At 59.5% G+C, this 17,736-nt stretch carries 12 protein-coding genes; 5 read left to right on the top strand and 7 right to left on the bottom strand.

Going from position 1 to position 17,736, the window contains the following annotated elements; genetic code table 11:
• Positions 1-5: 5 nt before the first annotated feature.
• The 5 genes from yigB to lptM are packed head-to-tail and all read right to left on the bottom strand — an operon-like array spanning position 6 to position 3,385.
• The gene (gene yigB / locus AACV31_RS07580; RefSeq protein WP_165156787.1) at positions 6-722 is read right to left on the bottom strand and encodes a 5-amino-6-(5-phospho-D-ribitylamino)uracil phosphatase YigB; all 717 of its coding nucleotides are present in this window, start codon (positions 720-722) and stop codon (positions 6-8) included.
• Complete coding sequence (gene xerC / locus AACV31_RS07575; protein WP_075198622.1) at positions 722-1,627, bottom strand: tyrosine recombinase XerC; 906 nt, start codon at positions 1,625-1,627, stop codon at positions 722-724. The genes yigB and xerC overlap by 1 nt, the downstream gene beginning before the upstream one ends.
• Complete coding sequence (locus tag AACV31_RS07570) at positions 1,624-2,328, bottom strand: DUF484 domain-containing protein (protein ID WP_041923084.1); 705 nt, start codon at positions 2,326-2,328, stop codon at positions 1,624-1,626. Before AACV31_RS07570 ends, xerC begins: the two co-directional genes overlap by 4 nt.
• Positions 2,325-3,149, bottom strand: coding sequence for a diaminopimelate epimerase (gene dapF / locus AACV31_RS07565; protein ID WP_075198621.1), 825 nt, complete (start codon positions 3,147-3,149; stop codon positions 2,325-2,327). Before dapF ends, AACV31_RS07570 begins: the two co-directional genes overlap by 4 nt.
• 32 nt (positions 3,150-3,181) lie before the next feature.
• Complete coding sequence (gene lptM, locus AACV31_RS07560; protein ID WP_007766443.1) at positions 3,182-3,385, bottom strand: LPS translocon maturation chaperone LptM; 204 nt, start codon at positions 3,383-3,385, stop codon at positions 3,182-3,184.
• Positions 3,386-3,551: 166 nt separating this feature from the next.
• Here lptM and cyaY point away from each other — a divergent pair, with 166 nt between their 5' ends.
• The gene (cyaY, locus tag AACV31_RS07555; protein WP_007704482.1) at positions 3,552-3,872 is read left to right on the top strand and encodes an iron donor protein CyaY; all 321 of its coding nucleotides are present in this window, start codon (positions 3,552-3,554) and stop codon (positions 3,870-3,872) included.
• Here cyaY and cyaA read toward each other — a convergent pair whose 3' ends face one another.
• The gene (gene cyaA, locus AACV31_RS07550; protein WP_012814899.1) at positions 3,873-6,419 is read right to left on the bottom strand and encodes a class I adenylate cyclase; all 2,547 of its coding nucleotides are present in this window, start codon (positions 6,417-6,419) and stop codon (positions 3,873-3,875) included.
• A 282-nt stretch (positions 6,420-6,701) separates the two neighbouring features.
• Here cyaA and hemC point away from each other — a divergent pair, with 282 nt between their 5' ends.
• From hemC to hemY, 4 genes are read left to right on the top strand one after another with little or no spacing between them, the layout of a single operon-like run.
• Positions 6,702-7,643 (top strand): hydroxymethylbilane synthase, encoded by a 942-nt coding sequence (gene hemC / locus AACV31_RS07545; protein ID WP_075198619.1) that lies wholly within the window; start codon positions 6,702-6,704, stop codon positions 7,641-7,643.
• The gene (hemD, locus tag AACV31_RS07540) at positions 7,640-8,380 is read left to right on the top strand and encodes a uroporphyrinogen-III synthase (RefSeq protein WP_165156789.1); all 741 of its coding nucleotides are present in this window, start codon (positions 7,640-7,642) and stop codon (positions 8,378-8,380) included. The genes hemC and hemD overlap by 4 nt, the downstream gene beginning before the upstream one ends.
• A gap of 20 nt (positions 8,381-8,400) precedes the next feature.
• Complete coding sequence (gene hemX, locus AACV31_RS07535; RefSeq protein WP_165156791.1) at positions 8,401-9,597, top strand: uroporphyrinogen-III C-methyltransferase; 1,197 nt, start codon at positions 8,401-8,403, stop codon at positions 9,595-9,597.
• Positions 9,597-10,793 carry a protoheme IX biogenesis protein HemY gene (hemY, locus tag AACV31_RS07530; protein ID WP_075198616.1) on the top strand — a complete coding sequence of 399 codons (1,197 nt, stop codon included), beginning with the start codon at positions 9,597-9,599 and terminating at the stop codon, positions 10,791-10,793. Before hemX ends, hemY begins: the two co-directional genes overlap by 1 nt.
• Before the next feature lie 840 nt (positions 10,794-11,633).
• Here the strand turns inward: hemY and AACV31_RS07525 are convergent.
• A complete protein-coding gene (locus AACV31_RS07525; protein ID WP_165156793.1) occupies positions 11,634-17,216 on the bottom strand; it encodes an Ig-like domain-containing protein in 5,583 nt (1,860 codons plus the stop codon).
• Positions 17,217-17,736 lie beyond the last annotated feature (520 nt).

The raw sequence follows: 17,736 nt of genomic DNA, 5'->3' as shown, positions 1-17,736 counted from the left end.
GATGATTATATCAGCGAGGTCAGGGATGCCAACCGCGAAATCTCCAGATGCGGCAACAAGCGGCTGTCCTCTATCTGCATCAGGTCACCATCCAGCAGATTTATCCAGCACGCCTGCACGCCGGAACGGATAGCGCCCGCCACGTCGGTGGTCAGGTCGTCGCCCACGTGCAGGAGAGTCTCGGGCGCCACGTCAAGCTTCTGCGCGGCCAGATGATACATATCGCTGTAGGGCTTAGCGCGGCCGTGCGGCCCGGCGCGCAGCACAAACTGAAACAGGCCGCCCAGGCCAAACTGTTCCGGTTCGGCGTTGCCGTTGGTGATGGCCACCAGCGGCCATTTTTTCGCGAGCTGCTGCAACGCCTCAAGATTTTCCTCAGGCACTTCAATGCGGCTGCGCCAGCGGGCGAAGTTCAGCATCGCCTCGTTCGCGCCTTCCGAGGCTTCATGCGCGGAAAGCCCGGCCTCCAGCATCACCTGTTCAATGGCGCGACGGCGCCATTCGGTCACGTCGTGATAAATCTCCGGCTCCTGCTGGCGCAGCGCCGTGCGGGCGCGGTGCAAATCAGCGGCGGTGAACGCGTTGAGCCGCGGATGGTAGCGCTGCATAAACGCCAGCGTCTCCTGCTCGGTGCGGGCGATAACCGGGCGGTTATCGTAAAGCGTATCGTCAAGATCGAACGTCAGGGCAGTAATCGCGCCCAGCGGACGGTAAAAGTACATTACGGTTTTCCTCGTCTGGCGCGTGGGTGCGCCGCGTCGTAGACCGAAGCCAGATGCTGGAAATCGAGATGCGTATAGATCTGGGTGGTCGAGAGATTAGCGTGGCCCAGCAGTTCCTGAACCGCGCGCAGATCGCCGCTGGATTCCAGCATATGTGTCGCGAAAGAGTGGCGCAGCTTATGGGGATGAACATGGCTGTTGAGGCCCTGCTTAATGCCCCACTCCGCAAAGCGTTTTTGCACGTTACGTGCCGAGATGCGCTTGCCCTGTTTTGACAGAAACAGCGCGTCGTCGTCAGGGCCGAACAGCTCACGCAGGTTAAGCCAGTGTTCAATCCAGGCAACGGCGCTGCGCCCTATCGGCAGGCGTCGCTCTTTGCTGCCTTTCCCCATCACCCAGACTTCGCCGCTGGCGAGATCAAGATGACGACAGTCGATATTGACCAACTCGGAAAGACGCAGCCCGGCGCCGTACATGATTTCGAGCATCGCGCGATCGCGGACCGCCAGCGGATCGTTAAGATCGATATCCAGCAGCCGGTTAACGTCATCCACGTCGATGTTTTTCGGCAGATGGCGTGGCGTCTTCGGCGTGCTGACGCCTTTCGCCGGGTTCGCTTTCAGCTCGCCCTGGCTCACCTGCCAGTCGAAAAAGCTGCGCAGCGCCGAAAGACGCAGCGCGAGACTCGACGGCCCCAGCCCGGCGCGACGGCTACGTACCGCCAGCGTTCGGACCATCGCCGCGTCGCACTGCGCCCAGCTTTTAAGCCCCGCCTCGCCCGCCAGCCCGATAATCGCCGCCAGTTGCCGCTCATAATTCAGCAGCGTCACGGGGCTTAACTGGCGCTCGACTTTGAGATAACGCAGAAAGCGCGCAATCGGCGGGTGCAGCGGCGAGTCGGTCATACGCGTTCTATCCAGCGTGCAAGCAGATCGGGCAGCATCAGCGACAGCTCATGCAGCAGTTGCGTACCCTGACCTTGCTGATAATGCTGCGGGTCGCGACTGCTGAAGACCAGTACGCCGAGCTCGCCATGTTCGCCGAGCAGCGACATCGCCACCGACCCGACGGCTTTCGCCTCCGGCAGCACGACTAACAGTTCCGGGCCGTTCAGCGAACCCAGATAGTGCGTCTGCTGGCCGAGACGCTGAATGCGCACCGGCTCAAACGCCTGGCGTGACAGCGCCAGATGCGTAAAGCCGGAAGGCGCGCCAATCCGCCAGCGCTCCGGGAACAGGCGAATGCTCGCGCCCGCCAGCCCCATATCGCGCGCCCAGCGGTTAAGTCTTTCCAGCATCTCCTGAAGACTGCCGGCGCAGGCGAGCCGCCCCTGCAATTTCAACAGGCGATAAAATAACCCTTCGTTGGCGCTCGCCTGCTCCATCAGCAACGTCATGTTTTCTTCCAGTTCGTTGATGTGGTTACGCGCGCGCGCCATATGCCACTCCACCAGCGAGACCGTTCCGCGCACCGGGTGCGGCACACGGATCTGCTCAACCATCGCGGCGTTGCGGATAAAAAAATCGGGATGGCGCAGCAGATAATCGAGCACCGCGTCGTCATCAAGCGCCGCCAGCGTCTCCTGCTGTTCTCCAGCCTTACTCATAAGTGAATAAATCCATCATAAACGTGGGTGGCGGGGCCGGTCATAAAGAGCGGATTGCCAGGCCCTTTCCAGGCGATATCGAGACGGCCGCCAGGCAAGTCGACACGCACCTGAGCGGCCAGCAGCCCCTGCTGAATGCCGACCGCGACCGCGCCGCAGGCGCCGCTGCCGCAGGCCTGGGTTTCCCCGGCCCCGCGCTCAAACACGCGCAGCCGGATGTGCTCCATATTCATTATCTGCATAAAACCGATGTTGGCGCGCTCCGGGAAGCGCTCATGGCTTTCCATCAGCGGCCCGAGCGTCTCCACGGGCGCGGTGGCGACGTCGTCCACCTGAATCACGCAGTGGGGATTGCCCATCGACACCACGCCGCACAGCACCGTTTGCTCGGCGGCGCGCATAATGTACGTCTTCTCGGCTTTGTTGGCGCGAAACGGCACCAGCGAGGGCTCGAAAACCGGCTCGCCCATATTCACGCGCACCAGTTCGTCTTCGTTAACCGTTAACACCATGCGGCCGTTCGCGGTGCTGACGCGGATTTCCCGCTTATTGGTCAGCCCTTTAAGTCGCACGAAACGGGCGAAACAGCGCGCGCCGTTACCGCACTGCGCCACTTCGCTGCCGTCGGCGTTAAAAATGCGGTAGTGAAAATCGAGATCGGGATCGTAAGGCGGTTCGACCACCAGCAGCTGATCGAACCCCACGCCCTGATGCCTGTCCGCCAGACGGCGGATCATCTCAGGCGAAAAGAAGACGTTTTGCGTCACCGCGTCCACGACCATAAAGTCGTTACCCAGGCCATGCATTTTAGAGAACTGCATTGTTGTACTCCGTTTGCGCGGTTACGAGTCGGTTACTGCCTGCTGACCTGCGTCGGGCCATCGGTATCGCCACGGTTGTTGGTGTCCGGGATAGTCGTCTCGGTTTGCTGGTCAGGCGCTTTTTGCGGCTGGGCTTTGCTGTCTGCTGGCGGGAAGTAAAGCGGGCCTTTCAGACCGCAACCGGTGAGGCTAAACAGGGTTAGCATCACTGCCAGAGAGCGAAAAATCGTTTTCATTTATCGGTGCCTGTTGTTCATTCATCTGTTTTCTATCATCGCAGGTGAAGATGCAAAAGCAAGAGTTTGCGTAACGCAGGACGACACAAAAGCCGTTCCGCCCGCCGGTTTCTATTCCCCGCTATTGCTTTTATACTGCCGCCACGGCGTACAACAGGAAACCAACATGAACGACAGTGAATTTCACCGCCTGGCCGATGGCCTGTGGATGACCATTGAAGAGCGTCTTGACGCGTGGGATGGCGACAGCGATATCGACTGCGAAATCAACGGCGGCGTGCTGACCCTCTCTTTTGAAAACGGCAGCAAAATCATTATTAACCGTCAGGAGCCGCTGCATCAGGTGTGGCTGGCCACCAAACAGGGCGGTTATCACTTCGATTATAAAAACGACGAATGGATTTGCGATCGTAGCGGCGAGCGGTTCTGGGATCTGCTGGAAACCGCCGCCACGCAGCAGGCGGGCGAGGCGGTCAGCTTTCGTTAATCAGGACTGATATTGTTGCAACAGCGGCGTGGCGCTGTCGTCATCGTTGAGCGGCGTCACGGCTTTGATGGTCTGCGTGCGGAACGGGATCACCTGCTGGCGGCCGTCCACCTTCACAATCTGATAGAACTGCGGCAGGTTGAAATTGACGAAGCTTGACCCGTACGTAAAGCGGTCATGCGACGACGAGTAGAACCGGCTGACATCGCGCACCAGCTCCTCTTTGCTGCCCTCGCAGTGGTGATAGACCTCGGCGCGGTTGCTTTCATCAAGAATATAGATGTTAAAGCCGTCGTCGTTGGTCTCTTCAAAGAAGAACTGAATAATCCCTTCGCTGGCAAAACCATCCACCACAGACGGTAGCTCGACGTGATCGGTTTCCACCTGAACGGAAAGTCCGTGCAGTTTGTTATGCGAAATCGCGCCGTAAAACTCGATGGCGTTTTCCAGTTTCTGTACCGAGACGTTAAGACGCTCGAAGAACAGGCCCCAGGTCTGGCCCGCCACGCGCAGCGCTTTGAAGCGGCCTGGCTCAAGGCGGGTGCTGGAGAGACGAAACTCAATACATTCAGACACCAGCTGCTGCACGCGCGTGCGGATAAGCCCGCGCAGATGCTGGCTGTAGCAGAACACTTCGACGCTGTCCGGCGGCGCGGCGTCCTGGTGCATTTTGCCGAGAATCGTTTTCAGCGCCTCGATCATCGCCTGCTCGCCGTTGAAATGCAGCGTACGCACTTCGTTCCACGAGTTGCGATACAGCAGGTCGATACTGCCGACCAGGCACTGCTGCTGCTCACCGAAGCTGAACACGTCGAGCTTACGGAAATCAAAATGCACCACCTGGTTGCGAAACGCCGTCGTCGGGTCATATTCCAGGTTGACGATAATCGCCAGATGACGAATTTCACACGGGCTGTAGAGCGCTTTCGGCGTCGGCGCTGGTAGCCGCAGCGGGAAGTGGTGCGACACATCGGCCACCAGCTCCTGCAGTTTCGGCAGATCGCAAATGCCGTTGCCCTTAATAAACAGGCGAGTGCGCGACGTCAGCAGGCCATTAAACCAGGCCCAGGCCACCAGCTTATTAAGATAACGGTTATATTCCAGCGGCTGATGGCTGATGATGGAATCCATGCTCGGCGCGCGGTTGTAGAGATACCAGCCGGTGCGGTTGGCGCGGCCCGGCGGCACATGGATAAACGTCAGCGTCGGCTCGGAGAGATCCGGCGAAATCTGCGGGTTTACCAGCGTCACTTTACCCGGCAGCGCTTCAAACGCGGCATAGAGTTTGCGTGTCAGCACACCGATATCCTGCGGGCTCGCGGAGACGCTCAGGTTATTGCGGCGCGCGAAGCGGATCAGGTTACGGTAGCTCTGCATCATCGCATCGAGCAGCTCGTTATGCGCTTCGCGCACCTGATCGATTTTCCAGTTAGCGCGGTTATCGAGCATCGTAAGGCGCGCTTCGTCCCAGCCCCACTCTTTCACCAGCTGGCTTAACACCTCGCGGCGCCAGCCTACACAGGCGCGCTCGCGGGAGAGTTTTTCGCACACTTTCAGGTAGAAGCAGCGGCGCACGAGATCGAGACGCGCGCTATCGTCGATAGCCGTCAGATAGTGCGTCACGCGCTCCAGCATCATGCAGTAAGGATCGAGCCCGAAGGAGACGATTTCGCCGTCATGCAGGCGCTGTTTGATATCTTTCGCGAGCAGGCGGGTATTGGGATATTCCCAGGAATAGGCTTCCAGCAGCAGCGTTTTCAGCACGGCTTTGTACGGGGAGTCGATGCTTTTATAGAGCTGCCAGAGGCTCGCGCCGAAATACTCTTCGGCGGACAGGGAGCTCAGCCCGCCCAGATCCATCCACTCGTTCGGCGTCAGCACGCCCTGCGCGTAGAGCGTCATGACGTAATCGTCGTAATGCTCTTCTTCGTCGCACGGCACCATGTTCCAGAGAATGCGTTTGCCGGCCATGCGTACGGCGGTGCGGTAGAACTCGTCCAGCAGCAAAATATGCTGCGTCGAGCCGCAGTCTTCGCCGCCGAGGCTGCCGCTTTCGTTATGGCGGAAGCGGTTTTCATCAATCAGAAAGAAACTGACCTCGACGCCCAGCGACGCCGCCCAGCTTTCCAGCAGGCTGCATTTACGCTGCAGCAACTGGCGCTCGTCGTTATCAAGCCAGGTCTGATGGCAAACCCAGATGTCGAGATCGGACGAACAGCTCTGCCCCACGGAGGAAGTGCTGCCCATCGAATAGATGCCGGTAATCGGCAGTTCGCCCTTCACCGTCAGCTGCGCAGGCATGCCGCGCTGCGTTTCCAGCTCGTTCAGGTAGTGGCGTTGGGTTTCATCAGGCGTGTAGAGGCAAATGCCGTAGGGAACGTTACCTTCAAGGTACCCCGGCATCAGCGGATGGTGATAATGCAGTAATGTCGGCAGCAGACTGTAGACCTGTTGGAAAGCAGGCCCCATGGCAGCAAGCGCGCGATCCACACGCAATTGATTGATGGCATCCAGTCTCTGCTTCAGAGTCTCAATATAGAGGTACAAGACGTATCGCCTGATGGTTACAGAATGTAAACACTATTCACCGTTATGTCGCCCTTGTGATTATGGTGTGACGGGCAAACAAATGGCTCAAAACGTGATCAATCTAACACCTTGTAGATTGACCGTAAAGAAAGATGCGCTACAGATAATTATAGCACCGTTCCCCTGCCCTTAACGTCTTTCTGTATAGCGCCTGCGCGCCGCGTCTCGCCGCCGTTTGACCTGACAGCCTTCCGCTAACAGTGGTAGGATGATTAGCAGACGACATTTACGGTATCAAGCATGTTAGACAATGTATTAAGAATTGCCACCCGGCAAAGTCCGCTGGCGCTCTGGCAGGCACAATATGTGAAGCAGCGGCTGGAAGCCTGTCATCCAGGGCTGACCGTCGAGCTGGTGCCCATGGTGACGCGCGGCGATGTGATCCTCGATACGCCGCTGGCGAAAGTGGGCGGCAAAGGGTTGTTCGTTAAAGAGCTCGAACTCGCCATGCTGGATGGCCGCGCCGATATCGCGGTGCACTCCATGAAAGATGTGCCGGTCGAATTTCCGGAAGGGCTTGGGCTGGTCACCATCTGCGAGCGCGAAGATCCGCGCGACGCCTTTGTCTCCAGCCAGTATAAAAGTCTCGATGAGATGCCCGCTGGCAGTATCGTCGGGACGTCCAGCCTCCGTCGTCAGTGCCAGATAGCCGCGCGCCGCCCGGATCTTATTATCCGCTCGCTGCGCGGGAACGTCGGGACGCGCCTGAGCAAACTCGACAACGGCGACTATGACGCCATTATCCTGGCGGTCGCGGGCCTCAAACGTCTGCAACTCGACGCGCGCATTACAAGCCCGCTTGCGCCAGAAATTTCGCTGCCCGCCGTAGGCCAGGGCGCGGTTGGCATCGAGTGTCGTCTTGACGATACGCGCACCCGCGAACTGCTCGCGCCGCTCAACCATGAAGAGACCGCCGTGCGCGTGCGCGCGGAACGCGCTATGAACACTCGTCTTGAGGGCGGCTGTCAGGTGCCTATCGGCAGCTACGCGGAGCTGAAAGACGGCGAGCTGTGGCTGCGCGCGCTGGTCGGCGCGCCGGACGGTTCACGTATTGTGCGCGGCGAACGCCGCGGCGCCCCGCAGGACGCAAACCAGCTTGGCGTCTCGCTTGCCGAAGAGCTGTTAAACCACGGCGCGCGGGAGATCCTCGCCGACGTCTACCAGGGGGATGGCCCCGCATGACGATTCTGGTCACCCGCCCCTCTCCCGCCGGGGAGGAATTAGTGAGCCGCCTGCGCGCACTAGGGCAGGAGGCCTGGAGTTTTCCGCTGATCGAATTCTGTCCTGGCCGGGAGCTGGCGCAACTGCCTGCGCTGCTTGATGCGCTCGCGCCAGACGATCTGCTTTTTGCGCTCTCGCAACACGCGGTGAGTTTTGCGAACGCGCATTTGCAGCGTCTGGGGCGTCGCTTTCCGCAAACCGTCGAGGCATTCGCCATCGGTCGCACCACCGCGCTGGCGCTGCATCAGGTCAGCGGTTTGCACGTCCATTACCCGCGCGATCGGGAAATCAGTGAAGTCTTGCTACAATTACCTGAATTACAAAACGTTGCCGGTAAGCGCGCGCTCATCCTGCGCGGCAACGGCGGTCGCGAACTGTTAGGGGAAACCTTAACGGAACGCGGCGCGGCAGTGACGTTTTGCGAGTGCTATCAACGTAGCGCGAAAATTTACGACGGCCCGCAGGAAGCGCACCGCTGGCATACGCGCGGCATTACCACGCTGGTGGTGACCAGCGGCGAAATGCTGCGCCAGCTGCATGATCTCGTGCCGCCGTGGTATCGCGCGAACTGGTTGCTGCGCTGTCGGCTGGTGGTCGTCAGCGAGCGTCTGGCGACGCTTGCCCGGGAACTGGGCTGGCAGAACATTCTGGTCGCTGATAATGCCGATAACGACGCGCTGCTGCGCGCGTTGCAATAACTTTTAAACGGGAAGCCACAATGACGGAACAACAACACACCCCTGCTACGGTTGAAGAAACCCCGCAGGTTGTGGAGACAACGCCACAGCCGGAACCGACCGCGAAAAAAGACCGCTCCGGCAAAACCGCGCTGGTGCTCAGCGCGGTGGCCATCGCCATTGCGCTGGCGGCGGGCGCGGGCCTGTGGACCTGGAGTAAAAAGCAGGCCGACAGTCAGAATGCCAGCACCGATACCCTCGCCACCCAGTTAACCTCGTTGCAAAATCAGCAGCAGGCGCAGAAAGCCGAGTTTGAGAAAACGCTCAAGGCGCAGGCTGATGCCCTCGCGACCGCGACCCGCCAGCAGGAAGCGATGGCGCGCGAACTGGACGAAGTTCAGAAAAAAGTCGCGACCATCTCCGGCAGCGACGCCAAAACCTGGCAGCTCGCCCAGGCCGATTTCCTGGTGAAACTCGCCGGGCGTAAGCTCTGGAGCGATCAGGACGCCACCACCGCCGCCGCGCTGTTAAAAAGCGCCGATGCGAGCCTCGCCGACATGAACGATCCGAGCCTCATCACCGCCCGCCGCGCGCTGACGGATGACATCGCCGCGCTGGCAAGCGTGACGCAGGTCGATTACGACGGCATCATTCTGAAGCTGAACCAGCTCTCCAACCAGGTCGATAATCTGCGCCTTGCGGATAACGACAGCGACGACGCGCCGATGGACAGCGACGGCAGCGAACTCTCCAGCTCGCTTGGCGAATGGCGTCAGAACCTGGTGAAAAGCTGGCACAACTTTATGGACAGCTTTATTACCATCCGCCGTCGCGACGATACCGCCGTCCCGCTGCTGGCCCCGAATCAGGACATTTACCTGCGCGAGAATATCCGCTCGCGTCTGCTGGTCGCCGCCCAGGCCGTGCCGCGCCATCAGGATGAGATTTACAAGCAGTCGCTCGATAACGTCTCGACGTGGGTACGCGCGTACTACGACACCAGTGACGCGGGTACCAAAGCGTTTCTGGAATCTATCGACAACCTGGCCCAGCAAAACATCAGCATGGACGTCCCGGAAACCCTGCAAAGCCAGGCGATTCTGGAAAAACTGATGCAGACGCGGGTACGCAACCTGATGGCGCAGCCTTCAGTGCCGGGCGATGCCGCCGCCCCGCAGGTTGACGACCCACGCACGCAAGCTCCGGCCGACGCGGCGCCGACGCAGGGAGAACAGTAATGCTGAAAGTCTTATTGCTGTTTCTGCTGTTGATCGCCGGGATCGTGGTCGGCCCGATGGTGGCCGGTCATCAGGGTTATGTGCTGATCCAGACCGATACCTGGAATATTGAAACCAGCGTTACCGGCCTTGCGATCATGGCGATCCTCTCGCTGGTAGTGTTGTTTGCCATCGAATGGCTGCTGCGTCGTCTGTTCCACACCGGCGCGCGTACTCGCGGCTGGTTCGCGGGCCGCAAGCGCAGCCGCGCGCGCAAGCAAACCAAACTGGCGCTGCTTAAGCTTGCCGAGGGCGATTATCAGCAGGTTGAAAAGTTGATGTCGAAAAACGCCGATCACGCTGAACAGCCGGTGGTTAACTATCTGCTGGCCGCGGAAGCCGCCCAGCAGCGCGGCGACGAAGCGCGCGCCAATCAGCATCTTGAGCGCGCGGCGGAGCTGGCGGATAACGATCAAATTCCGGTTGAGATCACCCGCGTGCGTCTGCAACTGGCGCGCAATGAAAACCACGCCGCCCGCCACGGCGTCGATCGCCTGCTGGAAATTACGCCGCGCCACCCGGAAGTGCTGCGTCTGGCGGAACAGGCGTATATCCGCACCGGCGCCTGGAGTTCGCTGCTGGATATTATTCCTTCCATGCAGAAAGCGGGCGTGGGCGACGACGAACACCGCGACGCGCTGACGCGTCAGGCCTGGATCGGGCTGATGGATCAGGCGCGCGCCGATCAAGGCAGCGACGGCCTGAAAGCCTGGTGGCGTAACCAGAGCCGCAAAACGCGCCATCAACCGGCGCTGCAGGTGGCGATGGCGGAGCATCTTATTGAATGCGACGACCATCAGACCGCGCAGGAGATTATCCTCGATGGCCTGAAACGCCAGTATGACGATCGTCTGGTGCTGCTGATGCCGCGCCTGAAAGCCGGTAACCCGGAACAGCTGGAAAAAGCGCTGCGCCAGCAGATTAAAACCTACGGCGATCGCCCGTTGCTCTGGAGTACGTTAGGCCAGTTGCTGATGTCACACGGGGAATGGAAAGAGGCGAGCCTCGCTTTTCGCGCCGCCCTTAAACAGCGCCCGGACGCCTTCGATTACGCCTGGCTTGCTGACGTACTCGACCGTCTGCATCAGCCCGAAGAGGCCGCAACGATGCGCCGCGACGGCCTGCTGCTGACGCTACAGCAAAACACCCCGCAATAATCCCCACCCCTCTTCGGAGGGGTTTTTTCTATCCGCGGTTTGAGAAATGTTGTTGTGCAGCAAGGGAATTCCCGGGAGCTTACATCAGTCAGTGACCGGGATGACCACGCGCAGCCAGGGCAGCACAACGCGAAAGCCCTTCGGCCTGTGGGTCAGATTTCGTGGTGTGGCAAGGCGGCAAGTAAGCGAATCCCCGGGAGCTTACATCAGTCAGTGACCGGGGTGAGTGCGCGCAGCTAACACAGCCACAACGCGAAAGCCCTTCGACCTGTGGGTCAGATTTCGTGGTGTGGCAAGGCGGCAAGTAAGCGAATCCCCGGGAGCCTACATCAGTCAGTGACCGGAGTGAGCGCGCGCAGCTAACACAGCCACAACGCGAAAGATGACCTACAGGAAAAAAAATACCTGCCCGAGGGCAGGTATCAAAACAGGTCTGTTTGACAACAAATGTGGTGCTTCACTCAACGTTATGTCCATGGTGTTTGATGAGGCCGAAGCGACATCTGTCTGTGGACGATAAGCACCGTAAACGGCTCTGCGTCATTCCCGGGTTTATGAAGCCGAAGCGAACATAAGAGATGGAATGAGCATCTACACCGTTATTATAGCATTTATCGTGCCAGGTATGCAGCGTTTGTCTGTAACGCCTAAGCCCTTGTTTCATCGCCACTGTGACCGAGGCCGTATGTTGATTTCCCCGGCAGGCGCAGCCATCAGGTGTCATCGAATAGCGACAGGGTTTGCAGCCTGGACATTTTTCCTATAGATATTAAAAAGTTATATGTCTCCTGTAAGCGACACGCATGATACGGGGTGTCGCTAAAGCCCGTCACCCGCCCGCTACATCATTTTCACGTGAATATTGTCCTGAATAAGCAAGTCGCCCAGCGTGTTAGCCGCCCCGAGCGCGCTGTTGTGGTAAACATCAAACACCTGACCGCCGAGGTTCTCGACACCACTCATTGACCAGATACCTTCCGGCGTATTGAGCAGCGTCACCTCGCCGCCGTTATCGCCGGTAATGCGTAGCGGCTCGTGCGGCTCGTCTTTCAGGTTGAGCGCATTATCGAGATCCAGCGTCAGGCTGCCCTTCCCGCCGGTACCGAGATCGAGCACCTCAATATGCGCCATCTTAAAGCCGAGCTGCGCCAGATTAAGCGTCGGCACTTTATCGCCAAGGGTTAAAGTATCGACGCCCGCGCCGCCGTCCAGTCGGCTGAAATCCAGATTGTTGAGAATAAAGTGATCGCTGCCGTCAGTACCTGTCAGCGCCATCTCGTTGCTTACCAAAGGCTCAGCGAAAAGGGACAGCAGCGCTGGCGCCGCAACGCCGTTCTGTAGTTGTACGATGTGCTGGGTGGAGACTTCATTACCCGCATCGTCGCGCGACGTAATATCCAGCGTATAACTGCCGGCTGGCTGTGCAAGCGCGTCAGCCGTCATCGCCACGCTCCAGCTACCGTCGCCCAGTACCGTGGTGGTCAGCGTCACGTCGCCAAAGACAATCGTCACTTGCGCGCCCGGCTCGGAATCGCCGCTGATGGTCAGTCCGCCGCCCGCGATTTCGGTCTGATCGATAATGTCGTCGCCGGTCACCGGCAAGACATTAATGGTAGGGATCTGGGTATCCACGGTCGAGAAGGTCTGCCGAGTACCCGCGTTACCCGCGACGTCGGTCACGTCCACGCGGATCGGTACCGACCCCTGCGGCAGCGCCTGGAGCTGTTCTGGCGTCAGCGTCACGCTCCAGGTGCCGTCGCTATTGATGGTGGGCGTATAGCCCACGCCGCCAATCGTCACCGTCGCCGTTTTCACCAGCGCCCCGGTGCTAAGCCCCGTCGTACCGCTGATGGTCTGCTCGGTTAACGATTCCGCCTGGCTCAGGAAGCCATCGCCATACGCCAGCGTAATCGTCGGCGCTGGCAGCGTTCTCAGCACGCTGACAGGCGCGGTATCGCCGCCGCTGTTGCCTGCGGCGTCGGTTTGGGTTGCGCTGAGGGTATAGTCGCCGTTCGGCACGGCGCCCAGCGCACTGGCAGGCAACAGCACGCTCCAGGTGCCGTTGGACTGGACTGTGGTGTTATAGGGGGTGCCGTTAAGCGTTAATGTCAGCGGCAGATCGGCCTCGCCCGTGCCGGTGATGGTCACCCCGCTCTGCGCTTCCGCCTGACTGATGTAGCCATCAAGGGCCAGCGGCTCGTCAATGGTCACGACCGGCGCGGTAAAATCGAGGGTCAGCGGCACGGTCTGGGTAGTTGTGTTGCCCGCGTCATCTTCTGCGGTCACCACCATGTCATATACGTCATCGGCAAGCGAGGCCAGTTGGCCTGCGGGAATATTGATGCTCCAGTTGCCGTTGCCTGCGGTCGTGACCGGGCCGTAATTTTCGCCATTTAAGGTAAACGTGATGACGCTCCCCGGCTCGGACGTGCCCGAAACGACAATCACGTCCGCCGCCTCGGTAGGGTTGATCAGGTTGTCGCCGGTCACGTCATTTACCGTCAGCGACGGCGGCACAAAATCCGCGCTGAAGCTGTTATCCCCGCTGCCGGTATTGCCCGCGGTATCGGTGACCGTCACGGTGATAGGGATCTGCGAGCCGTCGGCGGGCATCGCCTGCAAATCGGCGGCGGGCACCGTGATCTGCCAGTTGCCGCTGGCATCAAACGTGGCGGGATAAGTGATCCCGTTAATGACGACGTCCACGCTCGCCGGGTTAGCCGTGCCTGTTGTGCCGGTCACGATTTGATCGGTTTGCGACTCCGTCAGTGACAGAAACGCGTTGCCGAAGGGCAGCGCTTCAACCGTCGGCGCTGGCGGCGTAACCAGCATTTCAAACGGGCGGCTTGCGTCGCCGCTGTTGCCCGCCGCGTCGGTGGCCACCACGCTTGCGGTATAATCGCCATCGGCGAGTGCGGCGAGCGAGACGTCAGTCGTCCAGACGCCGCTGGCGTTGGTGGTGGCGTTAAAGGTCAGCGAGCCAATGGTAATCACCACGCTGCTGTTGGCCTCCGCCGTACCGCTCAGCGTCACCAGCGCGCCCGCTTCCGCCTGGCTTACAATGTCATCGGTCGCTATCGGGTTGATAGTAACGACCGGCGCGGTGGTATCGAGCGTGACGGTGCGATCGATGGAAATCGCGTTGCCTGCGGTATCCGTGAGCGAGGCGGTGACGGTCAGCTCGCCATCGCCCAGCGCCTGGACATCCGCCGCGGGCACGTCCAGGCTCCAGGTGCCATCCGGCTGTACCGTGGCGCTATAGTCATTGCCGCCAAGCGTCACCGTGACGGTGCGCCCCGCGTCTGCGGCAGAGGCCGTGCCGGAAATCGTCACGTCGCTTTGCGATTCCGCATCGCTGATAAAATCATCCACCGCGACGGTGTCTATCGCCAGCGCGATGGTCGCGTCAACAGTCACCGCCTGCACGACGGAAGCCTGATTACCCGCGATATCTTCAGAGCCGACCACCACGCTCAGCGGCCCGTCGGTGAGATTACCCACCGCCGAGGCCGGTATGTTCACGCTCCAGCTTCCATCACTGCCGACCTGCGCGTTATAGGTCACGCCATTAAAGAGCACCGTCACTGGCTGGCCGGCTTCAATAGCGGTGCTGTCACCCGTAATGGTCAGGTCACTGCCTTTTTCCGTCGCGTTAATGATGTTATCTGTGGCTATCGGCGCAACGGAAATGGTCGGATGCGTCTGGGCGACGACGGTAAGATCGCTACTGGCGGCGGCCGGGTTGCCACTGGTGTCCGTTACGCTTGCGCTGACGGTCCATACCTGATCCGGCAGTTGCAGCACATCCGCGACGGGGACCTCCACGCTCCAGCTCCCATCGCTTTGCGTGGTGGCGGTATACGTTTTGCCGTTCAGCGTTAGCGTGACGGTCTGCCCCGCCTCGACGTTAGCACTGGTGCCGCTCAGCAGAAGCGGCTGGGTATGTTCGAACGCGTTCAGGTAACCGTCGCCGGAGAGCGTGGCGATGGAAAGTACCGGCAGCGTCGCTGCGTCGGCGTCGATGGTCACCGGATGGTTGACCGTGATGCTGTTGCCCACAGCGTCGCTCAATGACACTGCCAGCGGTTGCTGCCCGTCGCCGAGCGCCTGAAGCGCGGCGGCAGGCAGATTGACGGTCCAGCTGCCATCGGGCTGAACAGTCGTGGTGTAGTCCTGGCCGTTGAGCGTGACGGTCACCGTCTGCCCGGCGTCTTCCACCGACGCGGTGCCGCTCACGGGCACGTCGCCGGTAATCTCCAGCGAGTTGATGATGTCATCGGTCGCGACAGGATTGACCGTCAGCGTGACTTCAGTATCCACCGTCACTTGACTCACCTCATTGCCGCGGTTGCCCGCGACATCGCTGGCGGTGACGGAAATGGGCACCTCGCCCTGCGGCAATGCCTGTACCTGGGCTGCGGGAATGGTGACGCTCCAGCTGCCGTCAGGCCCGGCGGCCGTCACATAGGTCACGCCGTTAATCAGCACATCGACGCTCTGCCCGCTTTCCAGGCCGCTGCTGGTGCCGCTGATGACCACATCCGCGCCGCTTTCCAGCGCCGTAATAATGTCATCGCCGGTCACCGGCGTGACGGAAAGCGTTGGCGGCGTGGTATCCACATCAAACGTCTGCTGCGGCGCCGCGCCGAAATTCCCGGCGCCATCAACCGCCACCACGGTTATCGTAATTTCGCCGTCGGCAAACTGCTGGAGAATGTCGGGCGGCAACGCCAGTTGCCAGTTGCCATTTTCATCGACGGTCGCCAGATAGTTATTACCGCCCGCCACAGGATCGATATTCAGCGACCATTTGCCGTCGCTGCCCCGTACCGGCGTAGCGTGGGACAGCACATCGAGCCCGCCGATGTTGATGATAACCCCCTGCGAGTCGCCGAACGCGCCGGTTTTCCCGGTAAGCAGTTGGGTCGATTTGGTGTCGTTATCGTTAAGCTTATCGTCACCAAACGGCGTGTTAAGCGTCGGCGCGGGCGGCGTCAGCGCCATCGTCACAGTTTCGCTGGTAGTACCGGTATTGCCGGCGGCGTCTTTGGCGGTCACCGTGAGCGGATAGTTGCCATTCGCCATGCCGCTCAGCGCGTCGGCAGGGATTTGCACGCTCCAGGTGCCGTCAGCGCCTGTCGTGGCGGTATATTGCTGATTGTTATAGCTCACCGTGATTTGCGCGCCGGGCTCGGAGGTGCCGTTCACCGTAATCGGCATTTTGCTTTCGATAGCATTCACCAGGTTATCGCCGGTCAGCGCCGCCACCGTCACCGGCGGCGGAACGGTATCTACCGTCGCAATCACGGTATTACTGCCGGTATTGCCCGCCGCGTCGGTGACGATAACGCTTATCGGCAGCTCGCCCTGCGGCAGCGCGCTGAGCTGTTCGGGCGTTAACGTCAGGCTCCAGTTGCCCTGACTGTCGACCTCTACCGGATAAGAGACGTTGTTTATCACCACCACTGCGCTCTGCCCGTCGCCGGTGATGCCGGTCGTGCCGTTGATGGTCTGGTTACCCTGGCTTTCGCTCAGGACCAGCATGTCATCACCAAATACCGGGGCGATTTGCGGGTCAGGCAAGAATTCTGCCGCGACGTCCAGTGAGGATTCAGCGCTGATGGCATGTCCGGCGGTATCGGTCGTGGTGACACGCACCGGCAACGGGCCGTCCGGGAAGGCCTGCACATCAGCGGCCGGAACGGTCAGCGACCAGGTGTTGTCGGCTCCCACCGTCGTGGTATAGGTTTTACCGTTAATCGTCACCGTGATCGTCGTGCCAGGCGCCACGTTGACGGTCTGCCCGCTTATCACCAGCGCGTTTTGCGCCTCCTGGGCATTCAGCATACCGTCGCCGGCAAGCGTATTGAGCTTGATGGAGCCGCTGTTTCCGCCGCCGTCACCGCCCCGATCGTTATCATCATCTCCGCCTCCACCGCCGCCGGAGCCTGCCGCGGCAATGACGCCGCCCAGCGCCACCGCGCCGAGAATGGAGCCGAGAACCGTCATCGAATGATTGTCGCCGATAAGCAGCGGTTCAATGCTCTCTACCGCCTGATATTCCGGCGTCAGCCCCGGCGCGCTGGCGGCCAGGCTTTCATTCGACGGGAAAACGGCGTGGACAGGCGGATTCTTGCCATCATCGAACAGTAATTCGCTGTGATACCCCTCCTGTTCGACAAAATAGTTTTTACAGACGACGGTGCTGCCATCCTGCATGTGCAGAATTAAGTCATCGCCCTGCCGCTCATAACGCATTACCACGTCTGGCGAGGCCTGAACACGCACCACGGAAGGCTCCGATAGAATTAATGTTCGGGTGCCCTGCGCCTGTACGGTAGTCATTAATTCGCCGCCGTGTCGCGCCAGCGTTTGAATGGTTACTGCCTGTGTGGTCGCGCTACCATCGAGAATTGTTGCCATAACCCCTCACTTATTCTTGTCACGCATGTCAAAACAGAAATGTTCCGCAAACAACGGGAAGAGAAAAAATGGGCGGTGCGCAGAAAAGGCGCACAACGCAGGGAAGACGGCAACGCGAGGAATTTCCAGGCATTCAGTCCCGACAGTTAAATATTCAGATATGTAATAGGTGTAATGGGTGTTGGCAAAAAAACAAATTTATTAGCGAAAATATTTCAGCATGAAACCTTATGACTGTTTAATTTTGATTCCTTAAAAATCAAAAGGTTGAACAAAATAGATCATTACCGGAAATTATATAAAACAGAAATTGTTAATATTGATTCGCCATCATAAATAATAAATTCCGCTTTTGATTCGTCAGCCAGTCATGGCAATAACGCGTTCCTGATAAAAAAGCCTCATTTTCAAATAAAAAAAGCGCCTAAAAGCGCAACGGCAGCCTGAATAATTAGCACAGAAACAGATTAATAATGCTAACCGAATTTTGTGAGCGGCATTACAGTGCGTCGAGTTGTTA

Source organism: Cronobacter sp. EKM101R (assembly GCF_963888145.1).
Taxonomy (GTDB): Bacteria; Pseudomonadota; Gammaproteobacteria; order Enterobacterales; family Enterobacteriaceae; genus Cronobacter; species Cronobacter turicensis.
Note: the sequence above shows the minus strand (reverse complement) of the source record. Positions and strands in the feature narration are given on the sequence as shown.